This window comes from Pseudomonas sp. GD04091 (assembly GCF_029836165.1).
Lineage (GTDB): Bacteria > Pseudomonadota > Gammaproteobacteria > Pseudomonadales > Pseudomonadaceae > Aquipseudomonas.
In genome coordinates this window covers 45,919-65,661 of the sequence record NZ_JAOEBG010000003.1, presented here as the reverse complement: position 1 = coordinate 65,661, position 19,743 = coordinate 45,919, and the positions used below count along the sequence as shown (strand labels likewise).

The window sequence follows — 19,743 nt, the reverse complement described above, 5'->3', positions numbered from 1 at the left end:
CGCAATTTGTGGTGCCTGGACGATCGCGCGCTTAGAAGCAAGAGCAAGAGCGGAAGTTTGAAGTTAGTTGTTTAGCTGGCCTTTTCTCGGGTAAATCCCCCCACAGGAGGGCGGGGAGTGAAAGATATGCATAACCCTGTGGGAGCGGGTTTACCCGCGAATGCGGCCCTGAGGTCACAGCGTCGCCACCAGCGCCAGCCCGCATGCCGAAGCGCGGCAGGTAAAGTTGCGTCGACAACGCAGTTGAATGCACATACAACGTCAAAGCCACCCGCCCCGTTGCTATACAATTCGCGCAAGCCCCGGCCCTCAGGACACTTCATGGACGAACCCGCACAAAACTGGCTGCATGCCCTCTCCGCCCCCATGGCCGCGTTGAACGGCGCCAGCTACACCGCCGCCGACTACTTCGAGGGCGAAGACCAGACCGACCTGGAACGCTGGTGGGGCATCAGCACCCGCACCCAGTTGCTGGACATGCTCCACATGGCCGACAACGGTCACGCCACGGAAATGAGCGAAGCCTACTGGCAGTACCAGCGCTGCCTGCCCAGCCAGTGGCAGGCCCTGCTCGACACCCTGCCCGCGCGCGAACGCGTCCGCCACGAGTTCGCCGCCCGCACCTTCGCCGACTGCGGCCCGGGCGGAACCCGGGCCTGGGACCTGGGTCGCATGGGCTTCCTGCTGCGCGCCGGGGTCAAGAAGGGCCTGGTCGAGCGCGACGAAAGCCTCTACCTGCACTACCGCCTGGCCCTGCGCGCGCGCCACTACTACAACCGCTGGGACAGCTACCTGGCCGGCTACCTGTTCGGCAAGGCCCTGTGGAACGCCAGCGACAGCAGCGACGAAGCCCTCGCCGCCAACCTCGAACGCCAGGGCAGCGAGCACTGGAACCGCTGCATCGTGCTCAACCTGCGCCTGGGCGCCCACGACCTGCTCGCCGGGTTGTCCTGGGACATGCCCCTGCCCGAGCCACAACGCCCCACCACGCTGGAAGAGGATTGCTGGTCATGAGTTGCTGGATTCGTCTGGGGATCGAGCCAACCCAGGACCTCGACGCCATCCGCCTGGCCTACCGCGGCCAGTTGCCGGCGCACCACCCGGAAAACGACCCGGAAGGTTTCCAGGCGCTGCGCGCGGCCTATGAAGAAGCCCTGCGCCTGGCCCGCGAGGACGCGGTGCAGGCCGAACCGTCCGCCGCCGACGACACCCCGCACCCGGCCCTGAAAAGCTTCCATGCCCTGCTCGAGGACCCCGCGCTGCGCTTCGACCCGCAGGCCTGGCAGCGCTACATCGACGAGCTGGACGAGCTGCCGCTGGATGATCTCGACGACCTGGGCTGGCAACTGCTGCACACCCTGCGCGACTGCGGGCCGCTGTCTCATCACTGCGCCGGCTTGCTGGCCAGGCGCCTGGGTTGGGCCGAGCAACTGCTGCGCCTGGAGAACGCCCATGAGGTGGAAGCCTTCCTGCGGCGCCTGGAAGAACCCGACCCATTCGACACCGCCCTGATGCGCGACTGGCCCGCCACCGCGCAGATGGAAAGCCTGTGGTACTGGCGCAGCCTCGAGTACTGCTACCAGCAACGTCCGCTGTTCGAGTACGAGCAGTTCGCCAGCGTGCACACCTGCCTGGCCATCCCGGACGACGAGGCGCTGATGCAGCGCCTGCTGGTGCAGTTCAGCCAGGCCGGCATCCCCAGCCAGACCTTCCACGCCCAGCTCCAGGCGCGTCAGCGACAGGCGCCCGACGACGCCGACACGCTCTACCTGCTGGCGTGCCAGGCCGACGCCCTGGGCGCCGAGCAACAAGCCCTGGACTGCTGGCTGCGGCTGTATCGCGAACACCAGCACCCGTTGGCCGAGCGCTGGCTGATCGACCTCTGCGCCCGTCACCAGGCCCAGCGTCTGCCCCTGCTGATCCAGGCGTTCGACCGCCTGCACGCGCCGTCCTCCTGGCCTGCCGACCTGGCTGATCCCGCCCAGGCCTGGGGCAGCCCGGGGCAAACGCCACAGACACTGGCTCGCTGGTCGGAAGCGGCGCGCCTGGAGCTGGAGGGTATCGCCGGCACCTTCGTCGACTGGCGCCTGGACGGTGACGATGAACTGCCGTTGCTCGCCTGGCTGCTGCAAGATCAGCAGGACCGCGACCTGCACCACCTGTATTGGCAAGCCTGGGCCCTGCAGCGCGGCGAGGCCGGGCTGCTACGCCTGATCCTCGCCCGACAGCCCGGCGAGGATGCGCTCGACGCCCTGATCCTCGAAGGCTTCCAGCGCCAGGCCGCACAGCAGTTGCAGTGGCTCGAACAGGCTCCCGTCGCCCAGGCACTGGCGCAGTTCTGCGCCAGCGATGATCCCGCCGCGATGCTGCCCGAAGCGCTGAACGAAGACGACATCCGTCCGGTCTGCCGTGAATGGCTGCGGCGCATGCGCGTCTATTCGGCCCAGGCCCTGCACGAACTCAACTGCCAGTTCGACATGCGCCGCCTGTTCACCGTGCCGTTCGCCCTGCACCTGCAGGACAGGCTGGCCGAGGACGAGATCCTGCTACCGCCGATGCCGCAGGGCGACGCGCTGTGGACCTGGCATCGCCAGCAACTGTTCATGCTCGCCCTGGTCGATCAGCCCTCGCGCTGGTTGGCGTTGATCGACCCGGCATTGCCCGGGCAATTGCACTACCCGCCCGAACACCCGTTCGCCAAACTGCATGCGCTGCTGTTGCAGACCCAGGCCTCGCCCGACGGCAACGGCGGGCTGCTCGGCGGCCTGGATACCCGCGACCCGCTGCAGGCGCTGGTATCAGGGCGCCTGCTGACCCTGCAGCAAGCCGTCAACAGCGCTCGCCTGCCCGACGCCGCGCAGCTGGTGGCCTGCCTGGACAACGACGATGGCAGCCTGCTCAGCGACTATCCACTGGGCTACCTGCTGTTCTGCGCCGTGCTGTATCACGATCGCTCGCTGAACGACGAACAACGCACGCGCCTGCGCAATCGCCTGGAGGCGCTGGACATGCACGGCGCGTGGTTCGAGCCGCTGCGGCGGGGGCTGGTGGCGGGCAAGGTCGGGCACCCACCGGCCGATGCGGTCCGCGCCCAGGGCATCGACAGTCGCCCGTTCAATGACGTGATCGATGCCCTGGACAGCCTGCTCAACGCCTGCACGCCGCCCAAGACCCGCACGCTGCGTGCGCTGCAGAAAATCAAGGACGATCCGCAGCAGGACCCAGGCCTGCGCTGCGCGATCATGGCGGTGCTGTCGTGGACCGAGCGCATGCTGCGCAACGACCTCAAGGAGAAACCCGCACCGATGTGGGCATTCTGGCGGCTCAACAGTCGCCTGAACCGCACCGGCTTCGCCCTGCACCTGCTGGCCATCGCCTTGTGCGGCAGCCTGGTGCTCAAGGTCCCGGCGTTGATGGCAGTGATGGGCGTGCTGTCGATCAGTGGTTTCCTGCGCCGTCTGCGTGACCTGGGCCATGGCGTGCCGGCACTGCTGCTGGTCCTGGTGATCAGCCGCGTGCTGCCGGTGATGCCCCTGATCCTGCTGGGCCTGCCCGGGGACAAGCTGCCGAACCGCTATGGCCCCGCTCCGGGCAAGGCCGAACCGCTGGAAGGCGGTCTGCAGGCCACCTTGCGGCGGCTCAACGGTCAGTAGCGCAGGTCGTCCAGCGCCTGGCTCAGCGCCTGGCGCTGGCGACTGATCTCGCTGGCCTGCTGCCCGGCCAGGACCGCGTTGAAGGCGTCCAGCCAACTGCCGATCAGCTCGCGCTCATCGCCCAAGCTCTGCATCCAGGCCCGCTCCAGGCGGGCCAGCAGCGTGCGATTGGGCAAGGTGTCGCGCGGATGGATCTTCAACCGCGCCAGGCGCTCCTGGCTGGCCTGGCGCGCCTCGGCATCCAGCCCCGTCGGGCTGCGGTCGATGCTGTGGCTGTGCTTCTGCCCGCTCTCGAGGAAGGTCACGTCCACTTCCAGCAGGCCGTTGATGTCGTAGCTGAAGCGCACGTCCAGCGACTGGATCTCGCCTGTCTGCTGAAGTGGAATCTCGAAGCTGTCCACCAGGATGTTGTCGCGCACCCAGGGCCGCTCGCCCTGGTACACGGCGATGCGCACGCATTTCTGTTCGGGGTGGCTGCTGTAGAAGCGCTGCACTTTGGAGGTAGGGATCACCGTGTTGCGCTCGATGATCGGTGAGAAGGCACCGCTGACCTCTTCGCCACGGGAGGACGCCACGCCCAGGGTATAGGGGCAGACGTCGGTGAGGATCAGTTCGTCGATCGCCGCGTCGCGCGCCTTGCAGGCGGCCTGGCTGGCGGCGCCGAGGGCGACGATGGTGTCCGGGTCGAGGTGACGGTACGGCAGGCGCCCGAACAGCTTGGCCACCAGTTGCTGGACCTGGGGCATGCGCGTGGCGCCACCGACCAGCACCAGGCTGTCCAGCTCACGTGGGCTCAACCGCGCATCGCGCAGGGCCTGCTCGATCGGTGTGCGCACCCGTGCCAGCAACGGTGCCCAGATCGACTGCAGCTTCTGCTCGTCCAGCAACCATTCCCGGGGCTGGCCGTCATTGCTCCAGCTCAGCGTGCGAGCGCCCTCGCCCACCGTGCGCTTGAGCTCTTCGATGGCATCGTGAAGGCTGGCCAGGGCCTGCGGCTGCAAATCCTCGGCCTTGAGGCCCCAGTCGCGCAGGCAGGCTTGCAGCAATGCCTCGGTGAAGTCCGCGCCACCCAGGTAGTTGTCGCCCGTGGAGGCATGCACCTCGATCAATGGCAGGGCGTACTCCAGCACGGTGACGTCGAACGTGCCGCCGCCCAGGTCGAACACCAGGGTGCGCTCGAACTTCTGTTCATGCAGGCCGTAGGCCATGGCGGCGGCGGTCGGCTCGTTGATCAGCCGCTGCACCTTCAGCCCCGCCAGTTCGGCGGCGAATACCGTGCGTTTGCGCTGCTCGTCGCTGAAATAGGCGGGCACCGAGATCACCGCCTCGCTGACCGGACAACCCAGGTAGGCTTCGGCGTCCTGCTTGAGCGAGCCGAGCACCAGCGCCGACAACTCTTCCGGTGTGAAGCGATGCTCACCCAGTTCGAAGCGTTTGTCGCTGCCCATGAAGCGCTTGAACGCCGCCGCGGTCCGTTGCGGGTGGGTGGTCAACCGTGCCCGGGCCGCCTGGCCGACGAGGATGCTGCCATCCTCGTCGACGCTGACCACCGAAGGCGTCAGCACCTCGCCCATGGCGTTGGCGATCAGCCGCGCTTCGCCTACCTGCCAGACAGCGATGAGGCTGTTGGTGGTGCCAAGGTCGATGCCCAGCAGCGGGGCGGTGTATATCGGAGAAGGAGAGAGGCTGGCATCCTGCATGGTCGGTCTCGTGCTTGCGATAAGAACCGGCGCGGGGCCTGCTGGCCACGTGCGGCGGACAGGGGCATTCTGGCGCAATGCCAGAAACAAAAAAAGCGACCATAAGGTCGCTTTGTTTGTGGCTTCCGGGTGTTCAGTGGGCCCTGGAAGCTGGAATATGGCGCGGCGGACGGGACTCGAACCCGCGACCCCCGGCGTGACAGGCCGGTATTCTAACCGACTGAACTACCGCCGCGCTATACATCGAGTGGTGGGTGATGACGGGATCGAACCGCCGACCCTCTGCTTGTAAGGCAGATGCTCTCCCGGCTGAGCTAATCACCCTTCGTCTCGGTGTGGCGCGCATTCTACGGAGGACGTTCCACCCTGGCAAGCACTTTTTTCAAATTTTTTTTCTGATCTTTCAAAGACCTAGCAACCGCTCGCTCTTTCCTTCCATAAGGCGCTACTGGCCCTCTGACAGGGTTGGCCTGGAAGCACCGCTCGGAGAATAATGCCCGCCTTATGCATTAAGGAGAGATTCCCCCTCATGTGGTTCAAGAACCTGCTGACCTATCGCCTGACCCAGGATGTCCCGTTCGAGCCTGAAGCACTGGAAGCCGCCCTGGCCAGCAAGCCGGCCCGCCCCTGCGCCAGCCAGGAACTGACCACCTATGGTTTCGTCGCCCCGTTCGGCAAAGGCGCCGACGCCCCCCTGGTGCATGTCAGCGGTGACTTCCTGCTGATCGCCGCACGCAAGGAAGAACGCATCCTGCCCAGCAGCGTGGTCAACGACGCGGTCAAAGAAAAGGTCGAGGAAATCGAGACCGAGCAGATGCGCAAGGTCTACAAGAAGGAACGCGACCAGATAAAGGACGAGATCATCCAGGCCTTCCTGCCGCGCGCCTTCATCCGCCGCTCGATGATCTTCGCCGCCATCGCCCCGCGCCTGGGCCTGATCCTGGTCAACTCGGCCAGCGCCAAGCGTGCCGAGGACCTGCTGTCGACCCTGCGTGAAGTCATGGGCTCGCTGCCGGTGCGCCCGGTCACCGTGAAGATCGCCCCGGTGGCGACCATGACCGACTGGGTCAAGTCGCAACAGGCCGCCGAAGGCTTCTATGTACTGGACGAATGCGAACTGCGCGACACCGGCGAAGACGGCGGCATCGTGCGCTGCAAGCGCCAGGATCTGACCGGCGAGGAAATCCAGCTGCACCTGAGCACCGGCAAGGTGGTCACCCAGCTGGCCCTGGCCTGGCAGGACAAGCTGTCGTTCGTGCTGGACGACAAGACCGTGATCAAGCGCCTGAAGTTCGAGGAACTGCTGCAGGAACAGGCCGAGCAGGATGGCGGCGACGAGGCCCAGCAGCAGTTCGACGCCAGCTTCACGCTGATGATGATGACCTTCACCGAGTTCCTGCCGGCGCTGTTCGAGGCGCTGGGTGGCGAGGAGATTCCTCAGGGAGTCTGAGTCGCATGACCTGCCGGTGCCGACTTCGTCATTGATGGGTCGGCACTGGCCTCTTCGCGGGCAAGCCCGCTCCCACCGGGATCGCATTGCCCCTGTGGGAGCGGGCTTGCCCGCGAAGAGGCCAGTGAAAAAACAAATCTACAAGAACAAGGACCTGCCCATGCGCGCCCTCGCCGCCCTCAGCCGCTTCGTCGGCAACACCTTCGCCCTCTGGGTACTGCTGTTCGCCGTGCTGGCCTTCCTCATGCCGCAATGGTTCGTCGCCCTCAAGGTCGCCATCGTGCCGCTGCTGGGCCTGGTGATGTTCGGCATGGGCCTGACGCTCAAACTCGACGACTTCGCCGCCCTCGCCCGCCAGCCCTGGCGCGTGGCGCTGGGTGTGGTGGCGCACTTCGTGATCATGCCGGGCGTGGCCTGGCTGCTGTGCCAGGTGTTCCAGCTGCCGCCCGAGATTGCCGTGGGTGTGATCCTGGTTGGCTGCTGCCCGAGCGGCACGGCCTCCAACGTGATGGTCTGGCTGTCCAAGGGCGACCTGGCGCTGGCGGTGGCCATCGCCGCGGTCACCACCTTGCTGGCGCCGTTGCTCACCCCGGCGCTGATCTGGTTCCTGGCCTCGGCCTGGTTGCCGGTTTCGTTCATGGACATGTTCTGGTCGATCCTGCAGTTGGTCATGCTGCCCATCGTGCTCGGCGTGCTGGCCCAGCGCCTGCTCGGCGCCCGCGTGCAGCTGGCGGTACAGGTACTGCCGCTGGTGTCGGTGGTGAGCATCGTGATGATCGTCTGCGCGGTGGTGGCGGCCAGCCAGGCGAAGATCGCCGAGTCGGGGCTGCTGATCATGGCGGTGGTGGTGCTGCACAACAGCTTCGGCTTCCTGCTCGGCTACCTGACCGGCAAGCTGTGCAAGTTGCCGCTGGCCCAGCGCAAGTCGCTGGCGCTGGAGGTGGGCATGCAGAACTCCGGGTTGGGCGCGGCGCTGGCGGCGGCGCATTTCTCGCCATTGGCGGCGGTGCCCAGCGCGTTGTTCAGCGTGTGGCACAACATCTCCGGGGCCTTGCTGTCGACCTGGTTCCGGCGGATGGAAGCCTCGGACGCGGATCAGGCTGCGGTACCGGTCAGGCATTGATACGGGCCCGTGAAGAGGCCGGCAGCGCAGCCATCCATCCTCCAGGCTTGCCTCTCCCCCAACAAATGTGCAATATAGTGCGCACTGTGAGGACGGCCTCACGACGCACCGCGTGACCAATCAGGGGACGGCCCCATCATTGATAACGATGGAGACTCACCATGTCCTGGATCATCCTGCTGTTCGCCGGCCTGTTCGAAGTCGGCTGGGCTGTCGGCCTCAAGTACACCGACGGCTTCACCCGCCCCATGCCGACGATCCTCACCGTCGGCGCGATGGTCATCAGCCTTGGCCTGCTCGGCCTGGCCATGAAGGAATTGCCGCTGGGCACCGCCTATGCCATCTGGACCGGCGTCGGCGCTGTCGGCACGGTGATCGCCGGGATCATCCTGTTCGGTGAATCCATGGCGCTGATCCGCCTGGCCAGCGTCGCCCTGATCATCACCGGCCTGGTCGGCCTGAAGGTCAGCGCCAGCTGACCTTCCCCTCTTCCCACCTCAACGCAAGTCGCCGCGCAGCAGGCTCACCTGTTCGCGCAGCGCTTCGGGCTGCGCCGCTTCCACCGGGATGGCGGCGCCGGCCACCAGGGTCACCCGCGACCACAGGCGCCTGAAGAAGCCTTTATTCGGATCGCGACTGAAGAAACTGCCCCACAGCCCCTGCAACGCCAACGGGATCACCGGCACCGGCGTCTCCTGCAGAATCCGGTTCACGCCGCCCTTGAACACATCGATTTCACCGTCAGCGCTCAACTTGCCCTCAGGGAAGATGCACACCAGCTCGCCATCGGCCAGGTACTGGGCGATGCGGACAAAGGCACGCTCGTAGCTGGCCTCGTCCTCGTTGCGCCCGGCAATCGGGATGGCGCCGGCGGTGCGGAACACGAAATTGAGCACCGGCAGGTTGTAGATCTTGTAGTACATGACGAAGCGGATCGGACGGCGGATAGCGCCACCGATCAGCAGCGCATCGACGAACGACACGTGGTTGCACACCAGCAAGGCCGCACCTTCATCAGGGATACGCTGCAGTTCGCGGTGCTCGACCCGGTACATCGAGTGGCTGAGCAGCCAGATCAGGAAGCGCATGGTGAATTCCGGCACGATGCGGAAGATGTAGGCGTTGACCGCGATGTTGAGCAGCGAGACCACCAGGAACAGCTGCGGGATGCTCAGCTTGGCCAGGCTCAGCAGCACGATGGTGACAATGGCCGAAACCACCATGAACAAGGCATTGAGGATGTTGTTGGCGGCAATCACCCGCGCCCGCTCGCCCTCCGGCGTGCGTGCCTGGATCAGCGCATACAGCGGCACGATGTAGAAACCACCGAACACGCCAAGCCCGACGATCGAGACCATGATCCACCAGGCCTGGCTCATGCCCAGCAAGGCCAGCCAGTCATGCGGCGCCTGGCCCGCCGGCACATCGCCCGAGTGCCACCACCAGAGCAGGCCGAACAGGGTCAGGCCGAACGAGCCGAACGGCACCAGGCCGATCTCCACCTTGCGTCCGCTCAGGCGTTCGCACAACAGCGAGCCGACCGCGATGCCCACCGAGAACAGGGTCAGCACCAGGGTCACCACGGTCTCGTCGCCATGCAGCCAGTCCTTGGCATACGCCGGGATCTGGGTCAGGTAGATGGCGCCGACGAACCAGAACCACGAGTTGCCGACGATCGAACGGGACACCGCTGGCGTTTGCCCCAGGCCCAGGCGCAGGGTGGCCCAGGACTGCTTGAAGATGTTCCAGTCCAGTTTCATTTCCGGCGCGGCGGCGGCGGCCCGGGGGATCCAGCGGCTGGCCAGGTAGCCGAGCACGGCGGTGACGACCACCCCCGTCGCCGCCACCGTGGCGTAGCTGGACGATGACATCATCACCCCGGCACCGATGGTGCCCGCCAGGATCGCCAGGAAGGTGCCCATCTCGACCAGGCCGTTGCCCCCCACCAGCTCCTCTTCACGCAGGGCCTGGGGCAGAATCGAGTACTTCACCGGGCCGAACAGCGCCGAGTGGGTGCCCATGGCGAACAGTGCCACCAGCATCAGCTCCAGGTGGTGGGTGACGAAACCGGTCGCGCCGATGGCCATGATGACGATTTCGGCCAGCTTGATCGCGCGGATCAGGCGGTCCTTGGCGAACTTCTCGCCGAATTGCCCGGCCAGCGCCGAAAACAGGAAGAACGGCAGGATGAACAGCAAGGCGCACAGGTTGACCCAGATCGAGCGGTCGCCTTCCAGGCTCAGCTTGTAGAGGATCGCCAGGATCAGCGACTGCTTGAACAGGTTGTCGTTGAAGGCGCCCAGCGACTGGGTGATGAAGAACGGCAGGAAGCGCCGCTTGCCGAGCAGGGTGAATTGCGAGGGGTGACTCATCGTCCGTGTACCTGGTTGGGCTTTGTCATTGGAGGCACGCACAGCGCGCAAAGCCACAAATCTGCACGGGATCGGCCCCAGGTACAAGATTTACCCAGGCCGGTCCCGCTCCAGTAAAAGCCAGGACAGGATCAAGACTGGGCAATGCACGGCGACACGAACAACTCGCCGCGCCAGGCCCCACGCAGGGTCCGACTGGCCACCAGCAGCCAGAGCAGCGCCAGCGCCACCACCAGCACCTGGCCGAACACCGCGAAAAATCCCAGCCCCAGCCAGGCGGCCAGCTTCAAGGTGGCCAGGCAGTACACGCCCAGCGGGAAGGTGAACCCCCACCAGCCCAGGTTGAACGGCATGCCCTGGCGCATGTAGCGCAAGGTGATCAGCACCGCCGTCAGCAACCACCACAACCCCGCACCCCAGAGCACGATGCCGGCCACCAGGCCAAGTCCCCGGGCCACCTCGCCGAGGCTGCCCAGGCCGTTGGCAGCGAACACCGCCGGCGCATCGCCGCCCAGCACCAGCATGCCCAGCGCGCCGGTGCCGATCGGCCCGAGCGCCAGCCAGCTGGAGGCCGCCATGTTGGCCGGCGGCAGCTTGTGCAGCGCCATGCGCAGCATGAGGATGGTGAGGATGCTGAATGCCACCGGCAACGACACCGCCCACATCACATAGCTGGTGATCACCACCAGGAACTGCCGGTGGGCATCCAACAGGTGCGGCGCCAGCAGCCCACCGCTGGCGGCGGCGACCTCGGCCGCCACCACCGGCAGCAGCCAGACCGCGGTCATCTGATCGATGCTGTGCTCCTGGCGGGTGAACATCAGGTAGGGAATCGCCACGCCGCACAACAGTGCCAGGCCGACATCCAGCCACCACAAGGCTTCGACCCACGGCACCAGCCCCTCGCCCCAGCGCGCCAGGCCGAACACCAGCGCACCATTGAGAATGGTGGCCAGCCCCATGGGAATGGTGCCGAAGAACATCGACACGGTGGAGTGGGCGAAAATTCGCCGAGCCTCGTCGAAGAACAGCACCCAGCGTGCGCCATACAGGACACAGAACAGGACGAACAGGCCAATGGTCAGCCACCACAAGCCTTCCGCCAGGCTATCCAGGCCGGGCACCTGCAGCTGATGAAACGCCAGCGCCAGCACACCGGTTCCCATGGTGGCGGCGAACCAGTTGGGAGTGAACTGGCGGATCACCTCGCGGGGGTGGGCCAGCTGGCTGAGCGGGCGCCACGAGGAGGCGCGGGTCTGGGGGCATGGCATGGGATGTCTCCTGGCCTTGTGTAAGGTGAGCTCATCTTATGCCCACATCGAATATCTATATAACGGGTAATTTCTCTAACTATTATCTGTTTTGCAGATATAGCAAAAGCCATGGATGCTGGAATATGCTTGGCGCGGCTTTCCCACGACAAGAATGACAAGGACGTGTCGATGCTCACCGCTCTCAAGGGTTATCCCAAGCCTGTCCGGCTGCTGCTGCTCACCACCTTCACCCTGACCATCGCCCGGGCGATCACCCTGCCCTACCTGGTGGTGTACCTGTCCGCGCACATGGCCCTGTCGATCGGCCAGACCGGCCTGCTGGTCGGCGGCGCGATGTTCGTGGCCTCGTTGCTGGGACTCTATGGCGGTCACCTGGTCGACACCCTGCGCAGCCATACGCTGATCGTCGCCAGCACGCTGGTGTTCGCCCTGGCCTTCGTGGGGATCGTGGCCAGCACCTCGGCCACACTGTTCTTCTGCTTCCTGGTCGTGGCCAATCTGACCCAGACAGTGGTGGACATCGCCGCCAAGGCGGGCTTCTGCGCCTTGCTGCCGGAGGACAGACGCGGCGAGGTGTTCGCCATCAAGTACACCTTCAACAACATTGCCTGGGCCGGTGGGCCGATGCTCGGGGTGTTGCTGATCGGAACCGACGACCACCTGCCGTTCCTGGTCTCCGCCCTGATAGGCCTGGGCCTGAGCCTGACCTACTACCGCCTGGGCGAACGTGACCTGATGAGCCGCACCGAAGGCGAACCGGCGGCGGGCTTCGCCGAAGTCGCCCTGGGCATGCTGCGCGATCGGCGGCTGGTCTGCTTCACCTTGGGCGGTGTGCTCAGTGCCGTGGTGTTCGGGCAATTCACCGCCTATCTGTCCCAGTACCTGGTGGTGACCATCCAGGATCCCGCCGAGGTGGCGCGGCTGGTGGGCTACCTGGTGACCACCAACGCCGTCACGGTGATCGTCCTGCAGTACGTGATCGGCCGACGCATCGCCCGCCAGCAGCTGATGGGCTGGCTGATGGCCGGCATGGCCATGTTCATCGCCGGACTGCTGGGATTCTCCATGGCCGGTTCGGTACTGGCCTGGTGCCTGGCCATGCTGGTGTTCACCCTGGGCGAGATCATCGTGATCCCGGCCGAATTCATGTTCATCGACCTGATCGCGCCGGAGCACCTGCGCGGCGTCTATTACGGCGCGCAGAACCTGTCCAACCTGGGCGCGGGGCTGGGGCCGATGCTGGTGGGCCTGGCGCTGGGGCACCTGATGCCGGCGGCGGTGTTCTACCTGCTGATCGCTTCGGTGATACTGGCGGGATGTTTCTATTACCTGGGGACGCGTCGTCAAGGTTGAGGCGGGAGCGGCGGTGAACCAATGCGACTTGCCCGGCGATGACGATGTTCGACATGACATCGCAATCGCGGGGCAAGTCCGCTCCCGCAAATGAGTCCTGCGACGACCTGCCACTGCGACCATGGTCGGCGCTGACGAACCGAGTCCTGCGTGCCAGACTGGTTGATCGGGACCGCGTTTCTTTTCTTGCTCCGGAGTTTGCATGTCGTTGTCCAGCGGGCTGATCGCCGTGGTCGCCCTGGCCTATATGGCCATCATGTTCGCCATCGCCTTCTATGGCGACCGCCGCAGCACGCCGTTGCCGCCGCGCTTGCGTGCCTGGGTGTACAGCCTGTCGCTGGCGGTGTACTGCACCAGCTGGACCTTCTTCGGCGCGGTCGGCCAGGCCGCCGAGCAGCTCTGGGCCTTCCTGCCCATCTACCTGGGCCCGGTGCTGTTGCTGATCTTCGCGCCCTGGGTGCTGCAGAAGATGGTGCTGATCAGCAAACAGCAGAACATCACCTCCATCGCCGACTTCATCGCCGCCCGCTACGGCAAGTCGCAGAGCCTCGCGGTGGTGGTGGCGCTGATCTGCCTGGTCGGGGTGCTGCCCTACATCGCCCTGCAGCTCAAGGGCATCGTCCTCGGCGTGAACCTGCTGATCGGCGCCAATGCCGATGCCACCGGCAGCCGCGTGCAGGACACCGCGCTGGTGGTGTCGCTGGTGCTGGCGCTGTTCGCCATCGTCTTCGGCACCCGCAGCCTGGATGTCACCGAGCACCACCGCGGCATGGTCCTGGCCATCGCCTTCGAGTCGCTGGTCAAGCTGCTGGCCTTCCTCGCCGTGGGCGCCTTCGTGGTGTTCAACCTGTACGACGGTTTCGACGACCTGTTCACCCAGGCGCGCCAGTCGGTGCACCTGAGCGATTACTGGAACGAGACCATCAACTGGCCGTCGATGGTGGTGCAGACCGCCGTGGCGATGATGGCGATCATCTGCCTGCCCAGGCAGTTCCACGTCACCGTGGTGGAGAACATCGAGTCCCAGGACATGCGCCTGGCCCGCTGGGTGTTCCCGCTGTACCTGGCGCTGGCCGCGCTGTTCGTGGTGCCGATCGCCCTGGCCGGGCAGATGCTGCTGCCGGGCACGGTGATCTCCGACTCCTTCGTGATCAGCCTGCCGCTGGCCGAGGCGCACCCGAGCCTCGCGCTGCTGGCCTTCATCGGCGGCGCCTCGGCCGCCACCGGCATGGTCATCGTCGAGGCCGTGGCCCTGTCGACCATGGTCTCCAACGACATGCTGCTGCCCTGGCTGCTGCGGCGCAACAACGCCGAGCGACCGTTCGAGGTGTTCCGCCACTGGATGCTCTCGGTGCGTCGGGTGACCATCGTGGTCATCCTCCTGCTGGCCTACGTCAGCTACCGCCTGCTCGGCTCCACCGCGAGCCTGGCGACCATCGGCCAGATCGCCTTCGCCGCGGTGACCCAGCTCACCCCGGCCATGCTCGGCGCGCTGTACTGGAAACAGGCCAACCGCCGTGGTGTGTTCGCCGGCCTGGCCGCCGGCATCTTCCTGTGGTTCTACACCCTGGTGCTGCCGATTGCCGCCCACAGCCTGGGCTGGTCGCTGTCGCTGTTTCCGGGCCTTGCGTGGCTGCACGGCAATCCGTTCAACCTGCCGATCACCCCGCTCACCCAGGGCGTGGTGCTGTCGCTGGCGGGCAACTTCACCCTGTTCGCCTGGGTCTCGGTACTGTCGCGTACCCGGGTGTCCGAGCACTGGCAGGCGGGCCGCTTCATCGGCCAGCAGACCAGCGCCCGCCCGTCCAGCAAGCCATTGCTGGCGGTGCAGATCGACGACCTGCTCAAGCTCGCCGCGCGCTTCGTCGGCGAGGAGCGCGCCCGGCAGAGCTTCATCCGCTTCGCCTACCGTCAGGGCAAGGGCTTCAACCCCAACCAGAACGCCGATGGCGACTGGATCGAACACACCGAACGCCTGCTCGCCGGGGTGCTCGGCACCTCCTCGACCCGCGCCGTGGTCAAGGCCGCAATCGAAGGCCGCGACATGCAGCTGGAGGATGTCGTGCGCATCGCCGACGAGGCCAGCGAAGTGCTGCAGTTCAACCGGGCGCTGCTGCAAGGCGCCATCGAGAACATCAACCAGGGCATCAGCGTGGTCGACCAGAACCTGCACCTGGTGGCCTGGAACCGTCGCTACCTCGAGCTGTTCAACTACCCCGACGGGCTGATCAGCGTTGGCCGGCCGATCGCCGACATCATCCGCTACAACGCCGAGCGTGGCCTGTGCGGCCCCGGCGAGGCCCAGGTGCATGTCGCGCGGCGCCTGCACTGGATGCGCCAGGGCCGCGCACACTCTTCCGAACGCCTGTTCCCCAATGGCCGGGTGATCGAACTGATCGGCAACCCGATGCCGGGCGGCGGCTTCGTCATGAGCTTCACCGACATCACCCCGTTCCGTGAGGCCGAGCAGGCCTTGCGCGACTCCAACGAAGGGCTCGAACAGCGAGTCGCCGAACGTACCCACGAACTGTCGCAGCTCAACCAGGCTCTGACCGAGGCCAAGAGCCGCGCCGAAGCGGTCAGCCAGTCGAAGACGCGTTTCCTGGCCGCCGTCAGCCACGACCTGATGCAACCGCTCAACGCCGCCCGGCTGTTCTCCGCCGCCTTGTCCCAGCAGGCCGAAGGCATGAACGACGAGGCCCGCCAGCTGGTGCAGCACATGGACAGCTCGCTGCGCTCGGCCGAAGAGCTGATCAGCGACCTGCTGGATATCTCGCGTCTGGAGAACGGCAAGGTCACCCCCGATATCAAGCCTTTCGCCCTCAACGAACTGTTCGACACCCTCGGCGCCGAGTTCAAGGTCCTGGCCGCCGAGAAAGACCTGGAGTTCCGCCTGCGCGGCAGCCGCCTGCGGGTGGACAGCGACATGAAACTGCTGCGCCGGGTGCTGCAGAACTTCCTCACCAACGCCCTGCGCTACGGCAAGAGCCCGATTCTGCTGGGCGTGCGCCGCCAGGGCGGGCAGCTGTGGCTGGAGGTGTGGGATCGCGGCCCCGGTATCGCCGACGACAAGCTGCAGGTGATCTTCCAGGAGTTCAAACGCCTGGACAGCCACCGCACCCGCGCCGAAAAGGGCCTGGGCCTGGGCCTGGCGATCGCCGACGGCCTGTGCCGGGTGCTTGGGCATCCGCTGGAAGTGCGTTCGTGGCCGGGCAAGGGCAGCGTGTTCCGCGTCGGCGTGCCGATCGCCCAGAGCGCCGCGCCGGCGGCCACGGCCCCCGTGGAACAGGCCGGCCAACCGCTGGCCGGCCTGCAAGTGCTGTGCGTGGACAACGAAGACAGCATCCTGATCGGCATGAACAGCCTGCTCAGCCGCTGGGGCTGCCAGGTGTGGACCGCGCGCAACCAGGCCGAATGCGAGGCGTTGCTGGGCAAAGGCCTGCGCCCGCACCTGGCGCTGGTGGACTACCACCTGGACGACGGCGAAACCGGCACCGGCCTGATGGGCTGGCTACGGGCACGCCTGGGCGAGCCGGTACCGGGCGTGGTGATCAGCGCCGACGGGCGCAACGAGACCATCGCCATGGTCCACGCCGCCGGCCTCGACTACCTGGCCAAGCCAGTCAAGCCGGCGGCCCTGCGCGCCCTGCTCAATCGGCATCTGAGCCAGGTTCAGTAAGGGCTTCGTCAGTCAGGGCGCGCTCGATCAGCTCGGCCGGCAGGCTCTTGCTGGCCCGGGCGCCAAGCAGCTTGAGCTGCTCGCTGCGGCTGACCAGGTTGCCGCGCCCCTCGCACAGCTTGTTGCGCGCCGCCGCGTAGGCCTTGTCCACCTGGGCCAGGCGCGCGCCCAGTTCGTCCAGGTCCTGGATGAACAGCACGAACTTGTCGTAGAGCCAGCCGGCGCGCTCGGCGATCTCACGGGCGTTCTGGCCCTGGCGCTCCTGCTTCCACAAGCTGTCGATCACCCGCAAGGTGGCCAGCAGGGTGGTCGGGCTGACGATCACGATCTGCCGGTCGAAGGCCTCCTGGAACAGGTTGGGCTCGGCCTGCAGCGCCGCCGAGAAGGCCGCCTCGATCGGCACGAAGAGCAACACGAAATCGAGGCTGTGCAGGCCTTCCAGGCGGCTGTAATCCTTGCTCGAGAGCCCTTTTACATGGTTGCGCAGCGACTGCACGTGCTGCTTGAGCGCCGCTTCGTCGTTGCTGCCGACGAACTGCTGGTAAGCGGTGAGGCTGACCTTGGCATCGACCACCACTTGCTTGTCGCCCGGCAGCATGATCAGCACGTCGGGCTGGAAACGCTCGCCGTCGGCGCTCTTGAGGCTTACCTGGGTCTGGTACTCGCGGCCCTTCTCCAGGCCGGCATGCTCCAGCACCCGCTCCAGGATCAGTTCGCCCCAGTTGCCCTGGGTCTTCTGACCCTTGAGTGCCTGGGTCAGGTTGGTGGCCTCGTCGGACAAGCGCAGGTTGAGCTGTTGCAGGCGCTCGAGCTCCTTGCCCAGGGAGAAACGTTCGCGGGCTTCCTGCTGGTAGCTTTCCTCGACGCGCTTCTCGAACGCCTGGATGCGCTCCTTGAGCGGGTCGAGCAACTGCCCCAGGTGCTGCTGGCTGGTCTGGGCGAAGCGCTGTTCGCGCTCGTCGAAGATCTTGGTGGCCATGTCGGCGAACTGGGCGCGCAGCGTGTCGCGGGCTTGCTGCAGGTCTTCGAGACGCTGCTGATGGTTTTCCTGCTGCTCGCGCAGTTCCGCCTCCAGACGCGCGCCCTGGGCCTCCAGACGGCGCAGTTCAGCCTCACGGTTGGCACGCTCGAGGCCCCAGGCGTGTGCGGCATCGCGGGCGTTGTCGCGGTCGATCTGCAGCAATTCCAGCTCACGGCCCTGGGCCGCCAGCTGAGTCTGCTTGACGGTGTTGGCTTCGCTGAGGTCGCTGATCTCGTCGCGACTGGCCTCCAGTTGCGCCTGCAGGCCCGCCTGGGCCAGCTGTGCGGCGTTGAGGCGCTCTTCCAGCAAGGCCTGCTCGGCCTTGCGCGCACCCTGGCCGCGCTGCATCTGCATGACCCAGCCCAGGCAGGGCACGGCACCTGCCATCAAGCCCAGCAGAATGCTGGTCAGATCCACTGTCATGCTTACCCCGATCGAACGTTGACGAATGCTGCGCAGCTTATCAGCCTGTTGGCGCGGTTGCCTGTTGCGCTCCAGGGCAGCGGGTTTACCCGCGAAGCAGGCGCCGCGCCTCCTGGGATCCCTGCCCCGCCGCGAGCTCCAGCCAATAACGGGCCTGCTCCGGCTCCCGGGCCTGGCACTGCCGGCCGTATTCCAGCTGTGCCCGTCGATCACCGGCACGGGCCGCCTGGCGCAGCAGCTCATGGCCGATACGCCGGTCGCGCGCATTGCCGCAATCGCGGCAGAGCATCTGTCCCAGGCGGCTCTGGGCCACCACCACTCCCTGGCGCGCAGGCTGCTTGAGCAGTCGCCCGGCCAAGTGCTTGACGCTGGGCCTGTCGCCCAGGCGCGGGCTGTCGAGCAGCCACAAGGCCACTTTCAGGGACAAGCGCTTGGGGGGAGGCAACGATGGGGAGGCGACAGGGCTGGAGAGGTGTTTACCGCGAAGCTTCATGACCGACAGCGATGGTGACTCGAAAGGCGCGCCACTCTACTCCTTTTTGTCGGTTCTGACCTGATCGACTTATGGCTGATCGCTTTTTTTTTCGATGTTTTTTTCTTGACGTTTTCCCGGGAAAAATGCCGGGTCGGCGCCCCTCGCCCGATTGTCGGACACTTGATGAAACTGCTGGCACGCCCGTGCTAGAGCAAGCGCCCGGGACAATCCACAGATCCTGTGGATAACTCGGTGGACAACCGCTCCACGCTGCCCTCAAACCCCTGTGAAATGGGGCTTTCAGTCAAACTGACGATTTTTTCACCAGCAAAAATTAGTGTTTTTTTTCATTGACTTACCCCTTGAGTCAAGTCATTGGCGAGCCTTCCACAGGATGTTGCAAGAGGGTTACAACTCCCCGTCCGAGTGTGTACAAGTGCACCATCAAACGGCATATCGATGCACGAAAACGGTACATTGGGGCTATTGACGGGGCATTTCCCCCTCTTCACAGCCACGCCGATAGGCGACATAATGGCCGGCTCCGCGCAAGAAGAGCCAAACACTTGCATTACCTTGAATGTTCGTGTAGGTTTGCGCCCCGTTAGTACCCAGCTGAAAGTCATTCTGGCCATCACGTCCCTCCAGCCCTACCCTCGAAGACGAGCAGGCGCTGCCATTCAGGACCGGCCCATTCGATGATTCACTTGGCAATCCATGCCTGGCACGAATCACGTCTCAGATTGATCAGGATCTTCCCCGGCGCCTAGAACCCTGGCCCCGGAGTGCTGCCTGCCTTCTGTCGTACCTACCAGTCAGCCCAGCGCCCACCTATTGCATGCGCCCCTCTGGCTGCCCTGTTCCAGTCAGGTTCTGCGTCTCCTTAATAAAGACGTCACTGGAACGTTTCTATTGTGCACGGATCAAAAACCGTGTCTTACGCAGGAACATCCAACAATATGAGCAACCATCAACAAATCCAGGCTGCCTTTGGCACCCTTTCCCAGGCCTTCGCACCACTGAAGTGCCTGATCGTCGCCCCACGCAAGGGCAGCTTCAGCTTCACCCTGGTCGACGAACATGGCGTCGCCTGTCACACCGAACGCCTCTACCCGGAGCAGTACAACCGGGCCGAGCCGCTGCAGGCCGTGATCGATCGCACGCGACAGTCGCTGACCGCATGAATGAATGGCGGGCAATAAACGCCATGAATACGCCAT

13 protein-coding genes and 2 tRNA genes are annotated in these 19,743 nt (G+C 65.5%); 8 read left to right on the top strand and 7 right to left on the bottom strand.

The genetic code is table 11. The annotated features are described in order from the left end of the window. The first annotated feature begins 321 nt into the window (after positions 1–321). Entirely contained in the window at positions 322–1,014 is a 693-nt protein-coding gene (locus tag N7422_RS05250; RefSeq protein WP_279805508.1) for a DUF1266 domain-containing protein, read from the top strand. Then, complete coding sequence (locus N7422_RS05245) at positions 1,011–3,653, top strand: molecular chaperone DnaJ (RefSeq protein ID WP_279805507.1); 2,643 nt, start codon at positions 1,011–1,013, stop codon at positions 3,651–3,653. Before N7422_RS05250 ends, N7422_RS05245 begins: the two co-directional genes overlap by 4 nt. Here N7422_RS05245 and N7422_RS05240 read toward each other — a convergent pair. The 3 genes from N7422_RS05240 to N7422_RS05230 all read right to left on the bottom strand — a co-directional run bounded on the left by N7422_RS05240 (position 3,647) and on the right by N7422_RS05230 (position 5,677). Further along, entirely contained in the window at positions 3,647–5,353 is a 1,707-nt protein-coding gene (locus tag N7422_RS05240; protein ID WP_279805506.1) for a molecular chaperone HscC, read from the bottom strand. The genes N7422_RS05245 and N7422_RS05240 overlap by 7 nt on opposite strands. A gap of 158 nt (positions 5,354–5,511) precedes the next feature. Beyond that, positions 5,512–5,588: transfer RNA gene (locus tag N7422_RS05235), tRNA-Asp, on the bottom strand. Between the two features lie 13 nt (positions 5,589–5,601). Then, positions 5,602–5,677 (bottom strand) — tRNA-Val (locus N7422_RS05230). A gap of 205 nt (positions 5,678–5,882) precedes the next feature. On the opposite strand from N7422_RS05230, the gene rdgC reads away from it, so the two are divergent. The 3 genes from rdgC (at position 5,883) to sugE (ending at position 8,405) form a co-directional block, all read left to right on the top strand. Then, positions 5,883–6,803, top strand: a complete 921-nt coding sequence (gene rdgC / locus N7422_RS05225) for a recombination-associated protein RdgC (RefSeq protein WP_279805505.1) — start codon at positions 5,883–5,885, stop codon at positions 6,801–6,803. Positions 6,804–6,963: 160 nt separating this feature from the next. After that, a complete protein-coding gene (locus N7422_RS05220) occupies positions 6,964–7,926 on the top strand; it encodes a bile acid:sodium symporter family protein (RefSeq protein ID WP_279805761.1) in 963 nt (320 codons plus the stop codon). A 161-nt stretch (positions 7,927–8,087) separates the two neighbouring features. Beyond that, positions 8,088–8,405 (top strand): quaternary ammonium compound efflux SMR transporter SugE, encoded by a 318-nt coding sequence (sugE, locus tag N7422_RS05215; RefSeq protein WP_203647663.1) that lies wholly within the window; start codon positions 8,088–8,090, stop codon positions 8,403–8,405. A gap of 18 nt (positions 8,406–8,423) precedes the next feature. On the opposite strand, the gene N7422_RS05210 is transcribed toward sugE, so the two are convergent. Together N7422_RS05210 and N7422_RS05205 are read right to left on the bottom strand one after the other, a co-directional pair. Next, complete coding sequence (locus N7422_RS05210; RefSeq protein ID WP_279805504.1) at positions 8,424–10,298, bottom strand: MFS transporter; 1,875 nt, start codon at positions 10,296–10,298, stop codon at positions 8,424–8,426. 131 nt (positions 10,299–10,429) lie between these two features. Continuing rightward, positions 10,430–11,569 carry a TDT family transporter gene (locus tag N7422_RS05205; protein WP_279805503.1) on the bottom strand — a complete coding sequence of 380 codons (1,140 nt, stop codon included), beginning with the start codon at positions 11,567–11,569 and terminating at the stop codon, positions 10,430–10,432. 171 nt (positions 11,570–11,740) lie between these two features. On the opposite strand from N7422_RS05205, the gene N7422_RS05200 reads away from it, so the two are divergent. Together N7422_RS05200 and N7422_RS05195 are read left to right on the top strand one after the other, a co-directional pair. Beyond that, complete coding sequence (locus N7422_RS05200; protein WP_279805502.1) at positions 11,741–12,925, top strand: MFS transporter; 1,185 nt, start codon at positions 11,741–11,743, stop codon at positions 12,923–12,925. Positions 12,926–13,127: 202 nt separating this feature from the next. Next, a complete protein-coding gene (locus N7422_RS05195) occupies positions 13,128–16,604 on the top strand; it encodes a PAS domain-containing hybrid sensor histidine kinase/response regulator (protein WP_279805501.1) in 3,477 nt (1,158 codons plus the stop codon). Here the strand turns inward: N7422_RS05195 and rmuC are convergent. Together rmuC and N7422_RS05185 are read right to left on the bottom strand one after the other, a co-directional pair. Further along, positions 16,576–17,934, bottom strand: coding sequence for a DNA recombination protein RmuC (rmuC, locus tag N7422_RS05190; protein WP_279805760.1), 1,359 nt, complete (start codon positions 17,932–17,934; stop codon positions 16,576–16,578). The two genes, N7422_RS05195 and rmuC, sit on opposite strands and share 29 nt — an antisense overlap. Positions 17,935–18,133: 199 nt before the next feature. Beyond that, positions 18,134–18,541, bottom strand: a complete 408-nt coding sequence (locus tag N7422_RS05185) for a sel1 repeat family protein (protein WP_279805500.1) — start codon at positions 18,539–18,541, stop codon at positions 18,134–18,136. Positions 18,542–19,482: 941 nt separating this feature from the next. On the opposite strand from N7422_RS05185, the gene N7422_RS05180 reads away from it, so the two are divergent. Beyond that, a complete protein-coding gene (locus N7422_RS05180) occupies positions 19,483–19,707 on the top strand; it encodes a hypothetical protein (protein WP_279805499.1) in 225 nt (74 codons plus the stop codon). The last annotated feature ends 36 nt before the right edge of the window (positions 19,708–19,743 follow it).

Coding starts and splice junctions, on each gene's coding strand:
- N7422_RS05250 (WP_279805508.1), top strand. CDS start 322: ATGGACGAACCCGCACAAAACTGGCTGCATGCCCTCTCCGCCCCCATG.
- N7422_RS05245 (WP_279805507.1), top strand. CDS start 1,011: ATGAGTTGCTGGATTCGTCTGGGGATCGAGCCAACCCAGGACCTCGAC.
- N7422_RS05240 (WP_279805506.1), bottom strand. CDS start 5,353: ATGCAGGATGCCAGCCTCTCTCCTTCTCCGATATACACCGCCCCGCTG.
- rdgC (WP_279805505.1), top strand. CDS start 5,883: ATGTGGTTCAAGAACCTGCTGACCTATCGCCTGACCCAGGATGTCCCG.
- N7422_RS05220 (WP_279805761.1), top strand. CDS start 6,964: ATGCGCGCCCTCGCCGCCCTCAGCCGCTTCGTCGGCAACACCTTCGCC.
- sugE (WP_203647663.1), top strand. CDS start 8,088: ATGTCCTGGATCATCCTGCTGTTCGCCGGCCTGTTCGAAGTCGGCTGG.
- N7422_RS05210 (WP_279805504.1), bottom strand. CDS start 10,298: ATGAGTCACCCCTCGCAATTCACCCTGCTCGGCAAGCGGCGCTTCCTG.
- N7422_RS05205 (WP_279805503.1), bottom strand. CDS start 11,569: ATGCCATGCCCCCAGACCCGCGCCTCCTCGTGGCGCCCGCTCAGCCAG.
- N7422_RS05200 (WP_279805502.1), top strand. CDS start 11,741: ATGCTCACCGCTCTCAAGGGTTATCCCAAGCCTGTCCGGCTGCTGCTG.
- N7422_RS05195 (WP_279805501.1), top strand. CDS start 13,128: ATGTCGTTGTCCAGCGGGCTGATCGCCGTGGTCGCCCTGGCCTATATG.
- N7422_RS05185 (WP_279805500.1), bottom strand. CDS start 18,541: ATGAAGCTTCGCGGTAAACACCTCTCCAGCCCTGTCGCCTCCCCATCG.
- N7422_RS05180 (WP_279805499.1), top strand. CDS start 19,483: ATGAGCAACCATCAACAAATCCAGGCTGCCTTTGGCACCCTTTCCCAG.